The organism is Pseudocitrobacter cyperus (assembly GCF_039889165.1).
GTDB classification, from domain to species: domain Bacteria; phylum Pseudomonadota; class Gammaproteobacteria; order Enterobacterales; family Enterobacteriaceae; genus Pseudocitrobacter; species Pseudocitrobacter cyperus.
On the sequence record NZ_JAYMYY010000002.1, the window covers coordinates 534,817 to 553,702 of the forward strand.

The window sequence follows — 18,886 nt, forward strand, 5'->3', positions numbered from 1 at the left end:
GACCCTTATTTGTGATTTTGATCGAGGGTTTTTAATAGGGGGTGTGCGGCCTGATGCCCTCACCCCGGCCCTCTCCCGCAGAGAGAGGGTGGTATTTATGGCATATGCGGCCGTTTCAAATACTCTTCACTCTGCATCTCCTGCAGACGTGACAGGCAACGCTGGAACTCGAACTTCAGCCGCTCACCCTGGTAAATGTCGTACAGCGGCACTTCCGCACTCACCACCAGCTTGACGTGACGTTCATAAAACTCATCCACCAGCGCGATAAAGCGCCGCGCCTCGCTTTCCAGCATTGGCGTCATCACCGGCACATCGAACAACATCACCGTGTGGAACAGACGCGAGAGCGCGATGTAGTCGTGCTGGCTACGCGCGTCAACACACAGCGTCGTAAAGGAGACCGCCAGCGTTTGATTCTCAACGCCCAGCGTCGGCAGCGAGCGATGGTTGATTTCCAGCGCTGGCGCATGCTCGCGTTGTGCCCCGGCCAACGCCAGCCACAGTTTGTCCATTTCCACGCGCGTTTCGTCGTTTAGCGGCGAAAGCCAAAGATGCGCCTGGGTTAACGTGCGCAGACGGTAATCGACGCCCGCATCAACGTTCATGATGTCGCAGTGGGATTTAATCGCATCGATGGCTGGCAGGAAGCGCGCGCGCTGCAAGCCATTGCGATAAAGCTCGTCCGGCGGGATGTTCGAGGTGGCGACGAGCGTAATCCCACGCGAGAAGAGCGCTTTCATCAGGCCGCCGAGCAGCATGGCGTCGGTGATATCCGAGACAAAAAACTCATCGAAACAGAGCACGTCCGTTTCCGCTTTAAAACGCTCAGCGACAATCTCCAGCGGGTCGCTGTGCCCCTGAAGCTGCGTCAGCTCTTCATGTACGCGCAGCATAAAACGGTGAAAGTGCAGGCGCTGTTTACGCGCGCCAGGCAGGCTGTGATAGAACATATCCATCAGCCAGGTTTTCCCCCGCCCTACGCCGCCCCACATATACAGGCCGCGAACAGGCGTGTTGGCCTCCGCCTCTCGCTTGCCAAGCAATTTTCCGAATTTTGCCATCAGACCGCTGCCGCTTTGGACAGGCGTCGTTCGATTGGCGAGCAGTTCCTGGTAAATAGTATCGAGGCGATTTACCGCCTCTCGCTGGACATCATCAGGCTGATGGGTACCCGCTTCGAGGGCCTGAAGATAGCGCGATGTGGGGGACAGGCTTTGCATGATCTAATTGTTATTCCTTTGAAAACCGGTATGTCTTACTTCACGATTGGCGAAAAAAGTGCCGTTCTACACTACGCGATGATACGCCAGGATTCCACTTCTGCGGAATAAGCGGTTATAGTGGCAGTATCTGGTACAGGCAAGGAGTGCCTGGCAACCAATACCCTACGGAACCACAAAACAATGGGAGATGTTCATGACCTGGGAATATGCGCTAATTGGGCTCGTTGTCGGCATTATTATCGGTGCTGTGGCCATGCGTTTCGGCAATCGCAAATTGCGTCAACAACAGGCCCTGCAATACGAGCTGGAAAAAAATAAAGCCGAGCTGGAAGAGTATCGCGAAGAGTTAGTGAGCCATTTTGCGCGCAGTGCGGAATTGCTGAACAACATGGCGGATGACTATCGTCAGCTCTATCAGCACATGGCGAAAAGCTCCAGCAATCTGCTGCCTGAAATGAGCGCGGAGTCCAACCCGTTCCGCAACCGTCTGGCGGAATCTGAAGCCGGTAACGATCAGGCTCCTGTACAAATGCCGCGAGACTACTCAGAAGGCGCGTCTGGCCTGCTGCGTAGCGGCGCAAAACGCGACTAACCTCCTGACGAACAATTTATTTCACGGGCGCGCCTGTTGCGCCCGTCACTTCGCCCCACGCCGACTATATTTAGTCAATATCCGCATTGTTCCTCTGATAAAAATTCAATAACATCAGACCGTTTGGGAAGCATGCCTTTATACCTCAGGTCAGGAGAGCCAGCATCAATGAATAAATCTACTTTGCTGTTGAGTGCATTAGCGTTAAGTGTCGGGCTATCCTGCGCCGTGCCTCAGGTGGCCAGCGCATCCATTCCCACTCAGGTTCCGGGACAAGGAGCGCTGCCTAGCCTCGCGCCAATGCTGGAAAAAGTGCTGCCAGCCGTGGTGAGCGTACAGGTGGAAGGCACGGCAACGCCAGACCAGCGCGTGCCGGAAGAGCTAAAAAAATTCTTCGGAGAACAAGGCGGTAACGAACCTGCACAGCCGTTTGAAGGGCTGGGTTCAGGTGTCATTATTGATGCCGCTAAAGGCTACGTATTGACCAACAACCACGTAATAAGCCAGGCGCAAAAAATCAGCATTCAGTTAAACGACGGCCGTGAGTTTGATGCCAAACTGATCGGCAGCGACGATCAAAGCGATATTGCTCTGCTGCAAATTCAGGGCGGAAGCAAACTGACGCAAATCGCCATCGCCGACTCCGATAAACTGCGCGTTGGTGATTTCGCTGTCGCCGTCGGCAACCCCTTTGGCCTCGGGCAAACCGCGACCTCCGGGATTGTCTCCGCACTGGGGCGCAGTGGGCTGAACCTGGAAGGGTTGGAAAACTTTATTCAGACCGATGCCTCCATTAACCGGGGTAACTCCGGCGGGGCGCTGCTGAACCTCAACGGAGAGCTTATTGGCATCAACACCGCGATCCTCGCCCCAGGCGGCGGCAGCGTCGGCATTGGTTTCGCCATCCCCAGCAACATGGCGCAAATTCTGGCGAAGCAACTTATTCAGTTTGGCGAAATCAAACGCGGCCTGCTTGGCATTCGCGGCATGGAGATGAGCGCCGATATCGCTAAAGCATTTAACCTCAACGTTCAGCGCGGAGCGTTTGTCAGCGAAGTGCTGCCAAACTCTGGCTCGGCAAAAGCAGGCGTCAAATCCGGGGATGTGATTGTCAGCCTGAACGGAAAAGCACTGAGCAGTTTCGCGGAACTCCGCTCACGCATCGCCACCACAGAACCGGGTTCGAAAGTGAAACTGGGCCTGCTGCGCGACGGTAAACCGCTGGAAGTCGAGGTGACGCTCGATAAGAGTACCTCCGCCACTGCCAGCGCGGATATGATCGCACCGCAGCTACAAGGCGCATCCTTAAGCGACGGTCAGTTGAAAGACGGCACCAAAGGCGTTGTCATCAGCGACGTCGAAAAAGGCAGCGCTGCAGCGCAGGTCGGCTTACATAAAGATGATGTCATTATCGGTATCAATCGCCAGCGCATACAGTCCATCGCGGAGATGCGTAAAGTGCTGGAAACCAAACCGTCCGTTATCGCACTGAACGTCATGCGCGGGGAAGAGAGCATTTATCTGCTTCTGCGTTAACCGCCTCACCGGACATTGCAGACAATGTGATGTCCGGTGAACTCGTGGTATGCTGCGAACGTTTATTCATCAACGATACCTGATCATGCTTGCAAAGCTTTTACGTTCTATCGCAATTGGTTTTATTGTCGGTGGCATTCTGCTGGCCGCGATGCCCTCTTTACGCAAGTGGACGACCGCGACCACCACGCTCACCAGCTCGGACGAATCTCCGGTAAGCTATAACCAGGCCGTGCGCCGTGCTGCGCCCGCGGTAGTGAACGTCTATAACCGTGGCCTGAACAACACGGGTCAAAATCAACTGGAGATCCGCACCCTCGGCTCTGGGGTGATCATGGATGAGCGCGGTTATATCATTACCAACAAGCATGTGATCAACGATGCCGACCAAATCATCGTCGCGCTACAGGATGGCCGCGTATTCGAAGCGCTGCTGGTCGGCTCCGACACGCTCACCGATCTGGCTGTACTCAAAATTAACGCCACCGGTGGGCTGCCGGTTATTCCAATTAACCCGAAACGCGTACCGCACATTGGGGATGTCGTGCTGGCAATTGGCAACCCTTACAACCTGGGGCAGACCATCACCCAGGGGATCATCAGCGCCACCGGGCGTATCGGCCTGAACCCGACCGGGCGACAGAATTTCCTGCAAACAGATGCCTCCATCAACCACGGTAACTCCGGCGGCGCGTTGATTAACTCGCTGGGCGAGCTGATGGGTATCAACACCCTCTCCTTCGATAAAAGCAACGATGGCGAAACACCGGAAGGCTTGAGCTTCGCCATCCCGTTCCAGTTGGCCACCAGAATTATGGATAAACTGATCCGCGATGGCCGTGTGATCCGTGGTTATATCGGCATTGGCGGCAGAGAGATCGCCCCACTGCATACGCAAGGCGGAGGAATGGATCAGATCCAGGGGATCGTGGTCAATGAAGTGACCGCTGGCGGCCCGGCGGCCCAGGCGGGTATTCAGGTAAATGATGTCATCACATCCGTTAATGGCAAACCGGCGCTCTCCGCGCTGGAAACGATGGATCAGGTGGCCGAGATCCGCCCGGGCTCAGAAATTCCGGTCGAGGTGATGCGTGATGATAAGAAGCTGACGCTGAAGGTCACGATTCAGGAGTACCCGGCGTCAAACTAACAGAGGCTCCCCCATTACGGGGGAGTCTGTATTAATCAATAAACATCGGCCCGGCGGGGTAGCGAACCAAAAACCCCGCTATCGCCAGCAGCGACCACAGCGATGGCCAGGCAAATTGTCGCACGGCCATCTCGCTGTCTAACAGTTCAAGTTCTTCCGTACCATTTTCTCCCAGGATGCCTCCCTGCCACAGCACACGCTGAGCCTGTTGCCTCACCCACTGCGACTCACTTTTCCACGCCAACAGATGCAACAACACCTGATGTACGCAGTTCGGGTGCGAGTGTCCATCGCGTAACAGGCGCTGATAAACCGGCAATGCAATGCTACGCACCGTCAGGAACGAATCCTTAATCTGAGCGGATTCCGGAACGCTATCGACCGCGAACTGCCCCGCATAATCACATAATCGATTGTGCGCCATCGGCTTGCGCAGGGTGTTCATTTTGCCCGCCGCCGCGCATAACAGGCCAATACTTTGCAGGCTGACGGCCGATTGTCGCAGCGTCGAAGGCAACTTTTCCGCAATAAACGTGTTGTCGCTGTGGGCATTTTGCGCCCCGACGCTATAGCAAGAGCGAAACATTTCGTGAGTGCGCAACGTCAGAGCAGGATGCGCTAAAAGATTAAGTACTGGCTGCAACTGTTCGAGTTCATCTGTCGATTCCTTAACGCTGTTCAGAACAGCTTCCATGGACGACGCGCCGATCGCCGGCCGTAATGCTGCTATTTGACTCATATTCGTATCCTTACATCGTAAAAAGTGTGAAGACCCGCTCTGCATAGCGTTAGGCCATCGCCAGAACATACCTCAGCATCACCCCCGCAGCGATGGCTGAGCCAATCACGCCCGCCACGTTCGGCCCCATCGCATGCATCAGCAGGAAGTTTTGCGCGTCCGCTTCCAGACCCACTTTATTAGACACGCGCGCCGCCATCGGCACCGCCGAGACGCCTGCCGAACCAATAAGCGGGTTAATCGGATTCTTACTGAATTTGTTCAGCAATTTCGCCATCAATACCCCTGCCGCCGTCCCGATGCCAAAGGCGATCACCCCCAGTACCAGAATGCCCAGCGTCTGCGGTTGCAGGAACTTATCCGCCACCAGCTTCGCGCCCACCGACAGGCCGAGGAAAATAGTGACGATATTGATCAACCCGTTTTGCACCGTGTCGCTCAGCCGTTCCACCACCCCGCTTTCACGCATCAGATTACCGAAGCAGAACATCCCCAGCAGCGGCGCGGCGTCCGGCAGCAGCAGCGCCACCAGCAGTAGCAGGATCACCGGGAAGACGATTTTCTCCCGACGGCTTACCGTGCGCAGTTGCACCATGCGGATTTTGCGCTCTTTTTCGGTAGTCAGCGCCTTCATGATCGGCGGCTGGATCAGCGGCACCAGCGCCATATAAGAGTACGCCGCCACCGCAATCGCCCCGAGCAGCTCCGGCGCCAGTTTACTGGCGAGGTAGATCGCCGTCGGGCCGTCCGCGCCGCCGATAATGCCTATCGCCGCCGCCTGCGGCAGGGTGAAGTGGATGAAGCCGAGGTAGTTCAGGCCGAGCGCCCCGAGCACCGTGGCGAAGATGCCGAACTGCGCCGCCGCGCCGAGCAGCAACGTGCGCGGGTTGGCCAGCAGCGGGCCGAAGTCAGTCATCGCCCCCGCGCCCATAAAGATCACCAGCGGCGCAACGCCGGAGCCAATCGCCACTTTATAGAACAGCGCGAGCACGCCCGGCGTGTAACCCATATCCGCCGCCAGCGCTTCCATCTGGTTTTGCACCGACGGTAATGCCAGCGCCAGTGCCTCCTTGATGGCGTGAACATCCGGTGCGCAGTTGAGCTTCGCGGCTATCACCGCCAGTTGCCCGGCATCGTGATGCGCCAGCAGGCTCTCCAGTGCCGTCATCGCCATACCCGCTTCCGGGATGTTGGACAGCAGGCCGCCGAAGCCAATCGGCAACAGCAGCAGCGGCTCGAACTTCTTCGCAATCGCCAGCCACAGCAACAGCAGGCTGACCAGCAGCATCACCGCCTGGCCTGCGCTGAGGTGCATCAGCCCCATGCCCTGAAGCAGGGCGTTCAGACTCTCCATATCTGCCCCCCGTTACGCAAGCTGCATCAGGGTGTCACCCATCGCGACCGCATCCCCGGCTTTCACCACGATCCCGCGTACCTGCCCTGCCCTCGCGGCGCGGATCTCCGTCTCCATTTTCATCGCTTCAAGGATCAGCAGCACGTCGCCTTCCGCTACCTGCTGGCCTTCGCTGGCGATAACTTTCCAGATATTCCCCGCCAGCGGCGCGGCAACTGGCGTAGCAGCGCCTGCCGGAGCCTGTGACACCGGTGCTGGCGCAGAGGCCACTGGCGTGATATCCCCGCCATCGCTGACTTTCACCACCCAGGCTTTGCCATCCACTTCCACGGTGTAGATGCCGCTCGAAGCCGCCGGTTTTGGCGCGCTGGCCGGGGCGGCGGATTTCACGGCCGCCAGCTCAGGACGCGGCTCAAATGCCGCCGGATTGCCGCGATTTTCAAGGAACTTCAGGCCAGGTTGCGGGAAGAGCGCCACGGTTAGCACATCGTCAATCGCGTTATCGGCAAGCGTGATGCCTTTATCCTGCGCCTGACGCTTGATATCCGCTTCCAGCATTGCTAACTCTGGCTTCAGCAGGTCGGCCGGACGGCAGGTGATCGCCTGTGCCCCCTCAAGCACTCTGGCCTGCAACGCCGCATTCACCGGCGCTGGCGTGCGGCCATATTCGCCTTTCAGAATGCCAGCCGTCTCTTTGGCGATGGTTTTATAACGCTCGCCGGTCAGCACGTTGAGCACCGCCTGGGTGCCGACGATCTGCGAGGTGGGTGTCACCAGTGGGATAAAGCCGAGGTCTTCCCGCACGCGCGGAATTTCCGCCAGCACGGCGTCGAGCTTATCGGTGGCGTTCTGCTGCTTAAGCTGGCTCTCAAGGTTGGTCAGCATGCCGCCCGGCACTTGCGCCACCAGAATACGGCTGTCATAGCCTTTTAGCTGCCCCTCAAAGCTGTGGTATTTCTTACGCACGTCGCGGAAGTACGCGGCGATTTTCTCAATCTGAGGAATAGAAAAACCGGTATCCTGCTCACTCCCGGCGAGCGTGGCGACCAGCGCTTCAGTCGCCGGATGACCGTAGGTGGCGCTCATGGACGAGATAGCGGTATCGACACCGTCAACACCTGCGTCAATCGCTTTGAGGAGCGCCATTTCCGCCATCCCCGTCGTAGCGTGACAGTGCAGATGCAGGCGCACGTCATAGCGTTTTTTGATTTCACTGACCAGTTCATATGCCGCCCCCGGCGTCAGGATGCCGGACATGTCCTTGATGGCGATGGAGTCAACGCCGATTTCCAGCAGTTGTTCCGTCAGGTCGAGCCATGTCTGTAAATCATGCGCCGGACTGGTGGTGTAGGAGAGTGTGCCCTGCGCATGCGCACCGTGGCTGCGCACCGCCTCAAGAGAGGCTTTCATATTGCGTGGGTCGTTCATCGCGTCAAAAACGCGGAACACATCCATGCCATTTTTCACTGCGCGCTCGACAAAGCGTTCCACCACATCATCGGCATAGTGGCGATAGCCCAGTAAATTCTGCCCTCGCAGCAACATCTGCAACGGCGTTTTCGGCAGCGCTTTTTTCAGTTCACGCAGGCGTACCCACGGGTCTTCGCCGAGAAAACGAATGCAGGCGTCAAAGGTGGCGCCGCCCCAGCACTCCAGCGACCAGTAACCCACGTCATCGAGCGCCGCGGCAATCGGTAGCATGTCATCAAGACGCAGACGGGTGGCAAACAGAGACTGGTGGGCGTCGCGCAGGACGACATCAGTAATAGCAACGGTCATAAATTCCTCCGTGAATCAGGCATTAAGGCGACGATGATGGTGGATAGCGGCCGCGATAACCGGCTTTAGCTGGCTGAAATCATCGACGGGGGCAGGAACAGGGCGTGGCGCAGCAACCGGTTCTGGTTCAGGAAAGAAGCGGTTGATGAGGGTGGACATTCCCTGTATGGCAAGGATGAGTAAAAAAAGGAAGGAGAGGACAAACCCCATTCCCAGGAGCATCAGGGTAATCCCTTCGCCCAGTAGTGCGGCATCAGTCATGAGGACACCTCAACGTAGAAGCACGATAATGTTCGCCTTCCAGCACTTACTGAAATGAAAAAATCACATTATCGTGCGATTAGGTTAACCAACTGCTATTTTTTCAATAACGTCACTAGTTACAAATTAAGTAAGCCATAGCTCTACTAAAATAACCAGTCGAATATATAAAATATTACAACCATAGGCTTGCTATATATGTGGCAAGTAATCCACCAAGTGACATGAATACATTAGAAATACTTAAAGTCTTCAGACCTGTTTTCATATCAAAACCCATGCAGTTAGTATAAACCCAAAAATAGCTATCATTTACATGGCAACAAGCTCTGGCCCCGGCGCCTGAAGCCAGGAATATAAGAATAGGATCGATTCCTAACTGTATACCAATTGGAGCAGATAACGTTGCCGCTGTAATCACAGAAACAGTTCCAGAACCTTGCACTACCTTCAGTAAGGCCGAAATAACAAAGGGGATGAGGATAAAAGGCAAGCCTAAATTAATTACCATATGGGCAATACTATCACCTGCACCTGAGGCTTTTAAAACCTGGCCGAGTGCTCCACCAGCAGCAGTAATAAATACAATCGGCCCCGCATCTTTAAGCGAACTATCCATTACCTTCATTACAGCTTTGTGGCCTAAACGCTTACCTAAAGTTGCGATTGCCAAAAGAGCACCAATGGCCAAAGCAATATTTGCATCGCCAATAAATGAAGCGATTCTTGCCATCGAAGAAGTCTTGGGTAAAATCATTCCGCAAGAAGTATTCAAAATAATGAGAATAATAGGAACAAATAAAGGCAATATAGATGCCAATGACCCAGGAAGGTCATCATTATTGATATCTACCTCTGGTTTTGGAGACTCTATTTCTTGATAAGAATAAAAGTCTCCTTTCTTGTTTTTGAAATAAAACTCGGCGAATAACCAACCGGCAAGAGCCATAAACAATGCAGCAAAAGAACCATATAAAATTGCTCGACCTATATCAATACCCAGCATACCAGCTGCTGCTAAGGGACCCGGAGTCGGAGGCACATAGACATGTGTTGCAAGCAATCCCGCAGATAAGGACACAGAGAGAACCGCTATTGAAATTTTCGTTTTTTTAGCAATCGCTTTAACTAAAGGCGAAAGTATTACAAAAGCCGCATCACTAAAAACAGGAATAGATACAATATAGCCAGTGATGACCATAGCAATACCTGACCGTTTTTGCCCTACCATCCGAATGGTATCAAGTGCCATTCGGGTTGTACCTCTGGATGCATCAAGATAGTTTCCTAACATAATACCAAAGATGATAACAATACCAATACTCTTTACAGTACCAGAGAAGCCACTAACAATTGCATCGACCACCTTTGTCTGAGGCATGCCAGACAAAATTCCAATAACTAATGCAGTAGCTAATAAAGCCATAAATGCATTAACTTTCAGTTTCAATGCCAAAAATAGCAAAACAGCTATTCCGATAAGAAAGGCTAATTCTATAGGCATAAATAATCCTTTTTATTCCAACAATGAAAATACGTGATGATCACCGTGGCTAACCAAACCCTATAAAAAATAAATAATTTAGGTTAGAGAAATCAGCACCATTCCTAATAAACGAATCATATTTTTAACCAATGATTCTTTTCAAAATATAATTTTTCAAAAGACTTAATTTCCTTTACATACTGCAAAGTGAGATCAATAGCATCTAAGCCATTTAGCAGCATGTATTTTTTAACGGAATCAATGTCAAACAAAATTTTTTTCTCAGCAACTGCAATTAATTGCTCAGAAAGATCAACTGTAATAGATACTCCTTTTTTCGCTTGTTCTGCGATAAATAATACCAAATCATGATCTAACGTAATTGTAAGAATACCATTACGAGCACAGTTGTCGTTAAATATGCCTGCAAAACTTGTACCAATAAGAATTCTAATACCTAATTGCTTAAGCCCCCAGACGGCATGTTCGCGACTGGAACCACAGCCAAAATTATCACCAACAATCAATACCTTTGCACCACGATACATAGCCTTATTCAATACAAAATCTTGATTGCATTCTCCAGATTTATTAAATCGCAGATCAAAGAATAAACCTTTATCCAATCCCTCGCGATCAATCCCTTTTAAAAACTGCTTTGGCATGATGACATCAGTATCAATATTATCATCCATCATCGGAGCCATAATGCCTGTTACTATTTTAATTGGTTCCATCATACTCACCCCTATAAATATTCACGAACATCCACTAAATGACCGGCTATAGCGGCGGCAACAACCATCATAGGACTCATTAAATGGGTTCGGGAGCCAGCCCCCTGCCGTCCAGCAAAGTTTCGATTCGTACTAGAAGCACAACGGTCAGTTGAAGAGAGAACATCTTCATTCATCGCCAAACACATAGAGCAACCAGATTGACGCCACTCAAAACCAGCATCAATAAAGAGCGATGCCAGACCTTCATCCTCGGCCTGTTTTCTGACCTGTGTTGAACCGGGAACAATAATACCTCGAACTGTCGGAGCTATTTTTCTTCCTTTTATTATCGCAGCTGCTGAACGAAGATCTTCAATTCGAGAATTAGTACAGGATCCAATGAATGCATGCGATATCTTAATATCTTGTAAGAGCATGCCGGGTTTTAATCCCATATAATTTAATGCTTTGTGGTATTCCTCAGGCTTAATAAATGATGGTAAAGCCTCTATAGACGGTACAACATCATTAATCGTCGCAGCCTGATCTGGACTAATTCCCCAAGTAATCATAGGCTCCAGCTTTGCACAAGATAATTCGACATAGCGATCAAAAATGGCTCCGCTATCCGATTTTAGATTACGCCATACGGAAACTGCATGCTCCCAATCTTCTCCTCGTGGAGCTCTGGGTGTATTTTTTATATATGAGAATACTTTTTCATCAGGAGCAATAAAAGCGCCTCTAGCTCCAGCTTCTACCGCCATATTACAGAGGGTCATTCGACCTTCAACACTAAGTGATTCAATCGTATTTCCTGTAAACTCAATAACATATCCAGTTGCCCCATTAGCCCCTATTTTAGCTATAAGAGCAATAATAATATCCTTAGCAACTACACCTTGAGCTAAGACACCAGTAATAGTGACAAGCATTGTTTTTAACTTCTTATAAACTAGCGTCTGGGTAGCTAATAAATGCTCAATTTCAGAAGTCCCTATACCAAATCCAAAGGCTCCTAATGCACCATATGTGGTTGTATGGCTGTCTCCAGCCCCAATCACCATACCCGGTAATACCCACCCTTGCTCATGACTTACAACATGTTCTATCCCTTGTCTTGGGTCTAGTACATCAAATAATTCAATATTATAATCCCGGCTATTTCTTCGGAAATAGTTAACCTGTAATGTCCCCCCAGCATCTGTCATATCGGCATTACGTTCAGGTCTGGTAGGATTCACATGATCAATATTAAATAAAATACTTTTATTATTCCAAACAGGCCGTTCCGCCTCGCGTAGCCCGGTGAAAGCCTGTGGGCTAGTGTATTCATTAAGAATTGTTCGATCGATATACAGTAATACGTTTCCTTTATCATCCAGATTTCTTATTGTGTGCGAATCTATAAATTTATCATATAAAGTTTTAGGTTTGTCCATTACTAAATCCTCAATTACAAAGCCCACTATGGTTACAGACGTTAACGATGAATAGCTAGCCTAGCACGAGGAAAATTTACCTGGCACTCTCATTATATAAAAATAAGATTTACACTTCGTTGATAGTGATACAAAAATTTTATCCAAACTGTGATCAATCTTTTATCTTCTCATTTTCAACCATGATTTAATGATAATTAATTAAAAAAGTGAGTATAATAGGAATAATTAAAATGGGAAAAGAATGGCCCTTGATTGAAGATCTACAAGTTTTCCTTACTATTATATATAAAAAAAGCTTTAGCAAAACAGCTCAAGAAATGGGGGTATCACCCGCTTACATTAGCAAAAGAATTAAGATTCTTGAAAATAGGTTAGGAGTAAAGTTATTCCATCGAGACACCAGGCATTTAATCTTAACAGAAGAAGGAATAAACATTGCTAAGAAAGCAACTTTAGTATTAGATGGTATGGATAACTTGCTTACTGAAGCTAACATTCAAAAGAAAGAAATATTTGGTAGCATAAATATTTGCACTAGTTTTGGATTCGGTATAAACCATGTTTCAGAAGCAATCTCTCATCTCTCAAAAATTTATCCACAATTGCATATCAAATTATATTTGACCGATCAGGAAGTAGATCTTGCGAGTAATGGATTCCATTTAGAGATTAAAGTTGGAGATGCAATTAATGAAAAAAACATTGTAAGAAAATTAGCAACAAACTATAGAGTATTATGTGCATCTCCTCACTATTTAGAAAAAAATGGCACACCAAAAAGATTAGAGGAACTAGAGCACCATAATTGTCTTTTCATACAAGAGAAGAATTCATCTTTTGGCTTATGGACACTTGAAAAAAAAGGTATCGAATATCCAGTCCGTATCAGAAGTCATCTTTCGACTAACTGCGGAAGTGTTGCAATGCAATGGAGTTTGAATGCTCATGGAATCATGCTGCGCTCTTGGTGGGATGTTTATCCTCATATCAAGGACGGCACACTTATAAATATACTACCAGATTATAAGCAAAGTGCTAATATATGGGCCGTCTACCCTACCAGAATCTCAGATTCGGAAAAGATGCATAAATGCATTGATTTTTTATCGAAATATTTTAGCAAGCTACCTCATCAGATATAAAATATATTATTAAATGTAATTAACTTTTAGTTTAATTACATTTAATATATTTTATTTACCACCAATTCTGTGTTAGCGAAATCATAAATAAATCAAATCTATAAGATTTATCTTTATTTAAATTAAGTAAATGCTTCTACTAATACAGTAAAGCCGGAAACTAAATTCCGGCCTCAAGGACGTAAAAATTTACTTATTCACAAAATCTTCGCCGAGCTGGATATCTTTCCTCAACGTATCGAGCATACCTTCCAGCGCCTGCTGTTCAAACGCGCTCAGCTTGCCGATAGACTGGCGTTCTTCCACGCCATTTTTGCCCAGCAACAGTGGCTGAGAGAAGAAGCGAGCATACTGACCATCGCCCTCCACATAAGCACACTCCACAATGCCTTTCTCACCCTGAAGGGCACGAACCAGAGAGAGCCCCAGACGCGCCGCCGCCTGTCCCATCGACAGCGTTGCAGACCCGCCGCCCGCTTTGGCTTCCACCACTTCCGTACCCGCATTTTGAATACGTTTGGTGAGATCGGCCACTTCCTGATCGCTAAAGGAGACGCCAGGGATCTGCGACAGCAGCGGCAGAATGGTCACGCCAGAGTGGCCGCCGATCACCGGCACTTCCACTTCGGTCGCTTTTTTGCCTTTCAGTTCCGCCACGAAGGTATTTGAGCGGATGATATCCAGCGTGGTGACGCCAAACAGTTTGTTCTTGTCGTAAACGCCTGCTTTTTTCAGCACTTCCGCGGCGATTGCCACCGTAGTATTCACCGGATTTGTGATTATGCCAATGCAGGCTTTCGGGGCGGTTTTCGCCACCTGCTGCACCAGGTTCTTCACGATCCCGGCGTTCACATTGAACAGATCGGAACGATCCATGCCAGGTTTACGCGCAACGCCCGCGGAGATCAGCACCACATCCGCGCCTTCCAGCGCCGGGGAAGCGTCTTCACCCGAGAAGCCTTTGATCTTCACATCGGTCGGGATATGGCTGAGATCGACGGCCACGCCAGGGGTGACGGGGGCGATATCATAGAGAGTAAGTTCTGAGCCTGAAGGTAGTTGGGTCTTAAGTAGTAGGGCAAGCGCCTGACCGATACCGCCAGCGGCACCAAGGACTGCAACTTTCATCCGAAACTCCTTATTGTGGTTAATGTCATTCAGGGTGACCTGTCATGTACCGCGTAACCGACGCAGGGCACTGCCTGTTATACTCCGTTGCGGCGACCTTAATTCACGGCGTAAATAATTACAATCTAATTACTTACAGAATGAGGGGTATTTAGCAGCCTTGCTACAAAATTGCTCACTCATTTACCGGGAAAGGCCTTTTTCACGTAACCAAATCCACATCAACTATCACTTAAACTATAACCAGTGATCTGGTTAAAACAACATCATTTTCATAACATTTAATTTACTTTTAACCTTATTTGCAGGCCGTGATATAGGCATGTTTATTAATGGTAAATTTTGCTAAGATCCGCCCCTTCTCGCGATTAAAACCCGCCTTTTTTGCAGATTATTTGCATAAAAATGCATTTATATGCATAATAATGTTAATTTCATCACCATATACGGGTGACTTATGCGAAGTTCGACCAAACAAGAAGAATTAGTGAAGGCGTTTAAAGCGCTATTAAAAGAAGAAAAGTTTAGCTCTCAGGGAGAGATCGTCCAGGCGCTGCAGGAGGAAGGATTCGAGAATATCAATCAGTCCAAAGTCTCCCGCATGCTGACCAAGTTTGGCGCGGTTCGCACCCGCAACGCCAAGATGGAGATGGTCTACTGCCTGCCTGCTGAGCTCGGCGTACCAACCACGTCCAGCCCGCTGAAAAATCTGGTGCTGGATATCGATTATAACGATGCCGTTGTGGTTATTCACACAAGCCCGGGAGCGGCCCAGCTCATTGCCCGCCTGCTCGATTCACTGGGTAAAGCGGAAGGCATCCTCGGCAGCATCGCTGGCGACGACACCATCTTCACCACCCCTGCCCGCGGTTTTACGGTGAAAGATCTCTACGAAGCCATTCTGGTGCTGTTTGAGCAAGAGCTGTGATCCTGCCTGTCCTCTGGCCAGCGGCCAGAGGATCATTCCTCTTTACCGCTTCGTTTCCTCCGTATCCCTCTATATCCCGTTTGGCATTAAGTGCTAAAAATTGGTTAAAACCATATATACAGTGAATACCACCTTTCAAAATCGCACGAAAAATCAAATCGTTCTATCCATATGATTTCCCTATAAAATACCCTGGTACATAGCACTAAAACACCATTTTCTATTCCTTAAGGTAATAAAAAATGATTTTATTAAAACAGATTTACACCTGAAATCATTAGTCTGGTATTAATTTTTAATGTGATTAGTTTATACTTATTTTCGTGATGAGGATCACAAAACAAAGACCTTCCAAATAATTCGACGAGGTGTAGATCATGAAAATCAAAACAACAGTAGCCGCTCTGAGCATCCTTTCTGTCATCTCCTTCGGTGCTTTTGCAGCAGACTCTATTAATAGTGAGCAGGCGCAAAATCGTCAGGCTATGGGCACCATCTCCGTTGGCGCTATCGGTTCTTCACCGATGGATATGCACGAGATGCTGAACAAGAAAGCGGAAGAACAAGGTGCTTCTTCTTACCGCATCATTGAAGCGCGTACCGGAGACCACTGGCACGCAACGGCTGAACTGTACAAATAAGTTCGTTTAAAAGGTCGGTAACGTTTCAAAATACAGATTATCTACAGCGGTTCAGGATACGCCCTCTTTTTCCTCTCACCGCTGTCGCACATGGTGGAGTAAAAAATATGAAAAACGCAATTATCATCGCTTCTCTTGGCCTGGCTTCCGTTCTCTCTTTCGGCGTTAGCGCGGCAGAGCAAATCAGCGCAGAACAAGCACAGAGTCTGCAATCAATGGGTACCGTCTCCGTATCTCAGGTCGGTAGCTCACCGATGGATATGAACAGCGCATTATCAGCAAAAGCAGAAAAAGAAGGCGCCAGCGGCTATCGCATCATTGAAGCGCGTTCCGGTAACACCTGGCACGCGACCGCAGAACTGTACAAATAAACCCTCGTCGTCTTGTCCGACGACTTGCCCCCGCCGTTACGCGGGGGCTTTTTTATGTCCGGGAGAGGTTGAAACGCAACATCCCCTCGAGCTCCTCTTCCGCTTCATCAAACAGCAGAATTAGCGCGCCATAACGCCGCTTCTGTTTCTCATCAAGATGCAGGAACTCTATTTCCAGCGGGAGCGGGAGCTGACTTCCGGTAACGACATCCCATAGAGAATCCAGATCGTGTACCAGCCCACTTTTGAGCGTGAAGAGGCGGGAGAACTCCCGGTAAAAATCACCCTGATTCTCTATTTCATCAAAATCAAAAGAATAGACTTCCATCGCCTGCCCTCAATTTCCCACTGCTTTATTCCGCCTCTAAGTATAGCCATAAAAAAACCGACGCTCAGGCGTCGGTTTTAAGAGGGGGAAACTAGCTGTTGGTTAACGCACTCTGATACTTATGCAGCATCGCCACCAGCCGCCCAACGGGTTCAGTGACCTGCGGTGAAGCATCCCAGACGCGCAGTTTTTCCTGATAGATATCCAGCTCTTCCAGCAGGCGCAGGAAGTAGCGCCGACGTTTATCATCGTTGCCCGCGGAGATGACGCTGTCCGCCGTGCGTCTAAGCTGGCGGTGAAACTCTGAGAGATCCTGATTCACCGGCACTGGCGCATCGCGCAGCCGCTGGTGCGCGATAATAAGCGACAGCGCCAGACGGAATTTAGCAATGTCGTCCGGGAATTTATTCAACAGCAGAAAGAGTTGCTGATAGAGCGCTGGCAAATGATTCACTTTACGTCGCGCGGAATTGGTGGTCATCGCTGAAACCGCCGCCGATACAAACTGGTTCAATAATACCCGTCCGGTACGTTCACGCGAATTATCACGAATAATCAGGATAACCATTAGCGCCAGGAAGCAGCCCACCAGTTGCCCCAACGCGCTGTCGAGGAACTTACTGAACTCAAATGTCATCGGGTTGTCGAGGACAATGATGTTGATAGTACTCGCCAGTGCCCCAAGCGAGCCCAGCCGCCGTTTCTGTACTTCAATACCGATAAAGAACGCCAACACTGCAAGGCTGATACAGAGCAGCAGCATACTTTGCTGCGTTGAGGGGATGATCACCAGGAAGAATAGCGTTCCCAGCGGTAGCGCCAGTAGCGTACCGTAAAGGAAGTCGACGGCCACCATGCGAGGGTTAGGCAGGCGCATAGCAAGGGCTGTCACTACCGCAATCATCACCATCGCCCCGCTACCGGACGTCCAACCCGTCCACAGCCAGAAGAGTGTTCCCAGCACACAGGAAACGGTTGTACGCCAGAAGTTAACCATCGCGTGGTGACGTTCGGCAGATTCTGCCTTCACCACCACCTCGTCCTGCAATATTTCTTCTTCACGGGCGCTGATTTTAGCGTTGCCGATCACCCCGCGTTTCAACAGCAGGTAGCGCGTTGCCGTCCCTATCCAGCCATAAATCGTGACCGGTGTGCCGTGTTCGCCCGTCCAGGCCATTACCCGACGCATACGTTTTAGCTGACGGTGAACGTCCTGAACCGTCTCCACCGGCTCGGCAAAGAGTTCACGGTAGTCATCGGTGACGGTCTCCGGACGAGTATTCTGAATAATGTAGGTTTCGCAGGCCTGGGTAATCATCGTCAGCGAGACGGTATTCAGCGCTTTTAAGCGGCGATTGGCGCGTGACCAACGGGAAGATTCCATGCTCAGGTTACTGCGCATGCCGCCCAACGCCGCGGTGCGGCGTACCAGCCCGCTCCAGGCACGGTCAACCTCTTCGCTGTCACCGTGTTTGATGCACAACTGCATCAGGCGGTATTGATCGATAAGCAGGTTATCCAGCTCAAGATCGATCTCTTTTTTAATTGAACGTGGGGAGAAAAGCAGGTCGGCCATGATCGCACAGACGATACCGATCACGATTTCGCTACAGCGTTCCACGGCAAACTGTGGCGTTAGCAGCGGCTCAGCCTGAATGGTAATGACGATAATTAACGCCGTATAGCCCGCAAGCCCCCATGCGTAGGAGTTCTCAACGCGCACCAGCGAGGAGAGCCACGTACAAAAACCAGCCCAGATACAGCACACCAGAATCATTAACAGCGGGGCGCGAATCATCAAAATAATGATCGTTAACGCAGCGATACAGCCGATAAAGGTTCCGATAATACGCAGCATCCCGCGGTAGCGAATGGCGCCTGAGTACGGTTCGCCACCGGCGGCAAAGGCCGGGCCCGCCGTCACGATCGCAGCAGTCAGTACCGCCCAGCGCGGCGTTTCCAGTTCAAAATGGAAACCGATGAACAGCGCCAGAACAATCGCGCATGCCAGCTTGATAGCAAAGCGAATGTGCTGGTTGGCAATGCTAAAGATCCCCATGG

The 18,886-nt window shown here is 50.2% G+C and carries 18 protein-coding genes; 7 read left to right on the forward strand and 11 right to left on the reverse strand.

All coding sequences use genetic code 11. The features are described 5' to 3' along the window. Positions 1 to 95: 95 nt before the first annotated feature. The gene (gene zapE, locus VSR74_RS11335) at positions 96 to 1,223 is read right to left on the reverse strand and encodes a cell division protein ZapE (protein ID WP_347794825.1); all 1,128 of its coding nucleotides are present in this window, start codon (positions 1,221 to 1,223) and stop codon (positions 96 to 98) included. A 196-nt stretch (positions 1,224 to 1,419) separates the two neighbouring features. Here zapE and zapG point away from each other — a divergent pair, with 196 nt between their 5' ends. From zapG to degS, 3 genes are all read left to right on the forward strand, one after another. Beyond that, on the forward strand, positions 1,420 to 1,818 hold the full coding sequence (zapG, locus tag VSR74_RS11340) for a Z-ring associated protein ZapG (protein WP_347794826.1): 399 nt from the start codon (positions 1,420 to 1,422) through the stop codon (positions 1,816 to 1,818). Between the two features lie 168 nt (positions 1,819 to 1,986). After that, entirely contained in the window at positions 1,987 to 3,354 is a 1,368-nt protein-coding gene (gene degQ / locus VSR74_RS11345) for a serine endoprotease DegQ (RefSeq protein ID WP_347794827.1), read from the forward strand. A gap of 85 nt (positions 3,355 to 3,439) precedes the next feature. Beyond that, positions 3,440 to 4,504 carry an outer membrane-stress sensor serine endopeptidase DegS gene (gene degS / locus VSR74_RS11350; protein ID WP_347794828.1) on the forward strand — a complete coding sequence of 355 codons (1,065 nt, stop codon included), beginning with the start codon at positions 3,440 to 3,442 and terminating at the stop codon, positions 4,502 to 4,504. Between the two features lie 31 nt (positions 4,505 to 4,535). Here degS and VSR74_RS11355 read toward each other — a convergent pair whose 3' ends face one another. The 7 genes from VSR74_RS11355 to leuC form a co-directional block, all read right to left on the reverse strand. Beyond that, complete coding sequence (locus VSR74_RS11355; protein WP_347794829.1) at positions 4,536 to 5,243, reverse strand: hypothetical protein; 708 nt, start codon at positions 5,241 to 5,243, stop codon at positions 4,536 to 4,538. Positions 5,244 to 5,292: 49 nt separating this feature from the next. Then, a complete protein-coding gene (locus VSR74_RS11360) occupies positions 5,293 to 6,597 on the reverse strand; it encodes an oxaloacetate decarboxylase subunit beta (RefSeq protein ID WP_347794830.1) in 1,305 nt (434 codons plus the stop codon). Between the two features lie 12 nt (positions 6,598 to 6,609). Beyond that, positions 6,610 to 8,376, reverse strand: a complete 1,767-nt coding sequence (gene oadA, locus VSR74_RS11365) for a sodium-extruding oxaloacetate decarboxylase subunit alpha (RefSeq protein ID WP_347794831.1) — start codon at positions 8,374 to 8,376, stop codon at positions 6,610 to 6,612. A gap of 15 nt (positions 8,377 to 8,391) precedes the next feature. Continuing rightward, positions 8,392 to 8,637: an oxaloacetate decarboxylase subunit gamma gene (locus tag VSR74_RS11370; RefSeq protein ID WP_347794832.1), complete on the reverse strand. Its 246-nt coding sequence runs from the start codon at positions 8,635 to 8,637 to the stop codon at positions 8,392 to 8,394. 175 nt (positions 8,638 to 8,812) lie between these two features. Further along, complete coding sequence (locus VSR74_RS11375; protein WP_347794833.1) at positions 8,813 to 10,141, reverse strand: GntP family permease; 1,329 nt, start codon at positions 10,139 to 10,141, stop codon at positions 8,813 to 8,815. A gap of 116 nt (positions 10,142 to 10,257) precedes the next feature. Beyond that, positions 10,258 to 10,860: a 3-isopropylmalate dehydratase small subunit gene (gene leuD / locus VSR74_RS11380; RefSeq protein WP_347794876.1), complete on the reverse strand. Its 603-nt coding sequence runs from the start codon at positions 10,858 to 10,860 to the stop codon at positions 10,258 to 10,260. 11 nt (positions 10,861 to 10,871) lie between these two features. Next, entirely contained in the window at positions 10,872 to 12,284 is a 1,413-nt protein-coding gene (leuC, locus tag VSR74_RS11385) for a 3-isopropylmalate dehydratase large subunit (protein WP_347794834.1), read from the reverse strand. Positions 12,285 to 12,517: 233 nt separating this feature from the next. On the opposite strand from leuC, the gene VSR74_RS11390 reads away from it, so the two are divergent. Beyond that, on the forward strand, positions 12,518 to 13,429 hold the full coding sequence (locus VSR74_RS11390) for a LysR family transcriptional regulator (RefSeq protein ID WP_347794835.1): 912 nt from the start codon (positions 12,518 to 12,520) through the stop codon (positions 13,427 to 13,429). Between the two features lie 189 nt (positions 13,430 to 13,618). Here VSR74_RS11390 and mdh read toward each other — a convergent pair whose 3' ends face one another. Next, positions 13,619 to 14,557: a malate dehydrogenase gene (gene mdh, locus VSR74_RS11395; RefSeq protein ID WP_347794836.1), complete on the reverse strand. Its 939-nt coding sequence runs from the start codon at positions 14,555 to 14,557 to the stop codon at positions 13,619 to 13,621. A 457-nt stretch (positions 14,558 to 15,014) separates the two neighbouring features. Here mdh and argR point away from each other — a divergent pair, with 457 nt between their 5' ends. The 3 genes from argR to yhcN (VSR74_RS11410) all read left to right on the forward strand — a co-directional run bounded on the left by argR (position 15,015) and on the right by yhcN (VSR74_RS11410) (position 16,497). After that, complete coding sequence (gene argR / locus VSR74_RS11400; RefSeq protein WP_015962796.1) at positions 15,015 to 15,485, forward strand: transcriptional regulator ArgR; 471 nt, start codon at positions 15,015 to 15,017, stop codon at positions 15,483 to 15,485. A gap of 377 nt (positions 15,486 to 15,862) precedes the next feature. Then, complete coding sequence (gene yhcN, locus VSR74_RS11405; RefSeq protein WP_347794837.1) at positions 15,863 to 16,126, forward strand: peroxide/acid stress response protein YhcN; 264 nt, start codon at positions 15,863 to 15,865, stop codon at positions 16,124 to 16,126. Between the two features lie 107 nt (positions 16,127 to 16,233). Continuing rightward, the gene (gene yhcN / locus VSR74_RS11410) at positions 16,234 to 16,497 is read left to right on the forward strand and encodes a peroxide/acid stress response protein YhcN (RefSeq protein WP_347794838.1); all 264 of its coding nucleotides are present in this window, start codon (positions 16,234 to 16,236) and stop codon (positions 16,495 to 16,497) included. Positions 16,498 to 16,549: 52 nt separating this feature from the next. Here yhcN (VSR74_RS11410) and VSR74_RS11415 read toward each other — a convergent pair whose 3' ends face one another. Both VSR74_RS11415 and aaeB read right to left on the reverse strand, forming a co-directional pair. Next, positions 16,550 to 16,825: a barstar family protein gene (locus tag VSR74_RS11415; RefSeq protein ID WP_347794839.1), complete on the reverse strand. Its 276-nt coding sequence runs from the start codon at positions 16,823 to 16,825 to the stop codon at positions 16,550 to 16,552. A gap of 91 nt (positions 16,826 to 16,916) precedes the next feature. After that, positions 16,917 to 18,884, reverse strand: coding sequence for a p-hydroxybenzoic acid efflux pump subunit AaeB (gene aaeB, locus VSR74_RS11420; RefSeq protein WP_347794840.1), 1,968 nt, complete (start codon positions 18,882 to 18,884; stop codon positions 16,917 to 16,919). Positions 18,885 to 18,886 lie beyond the last annotated feature (2 nt).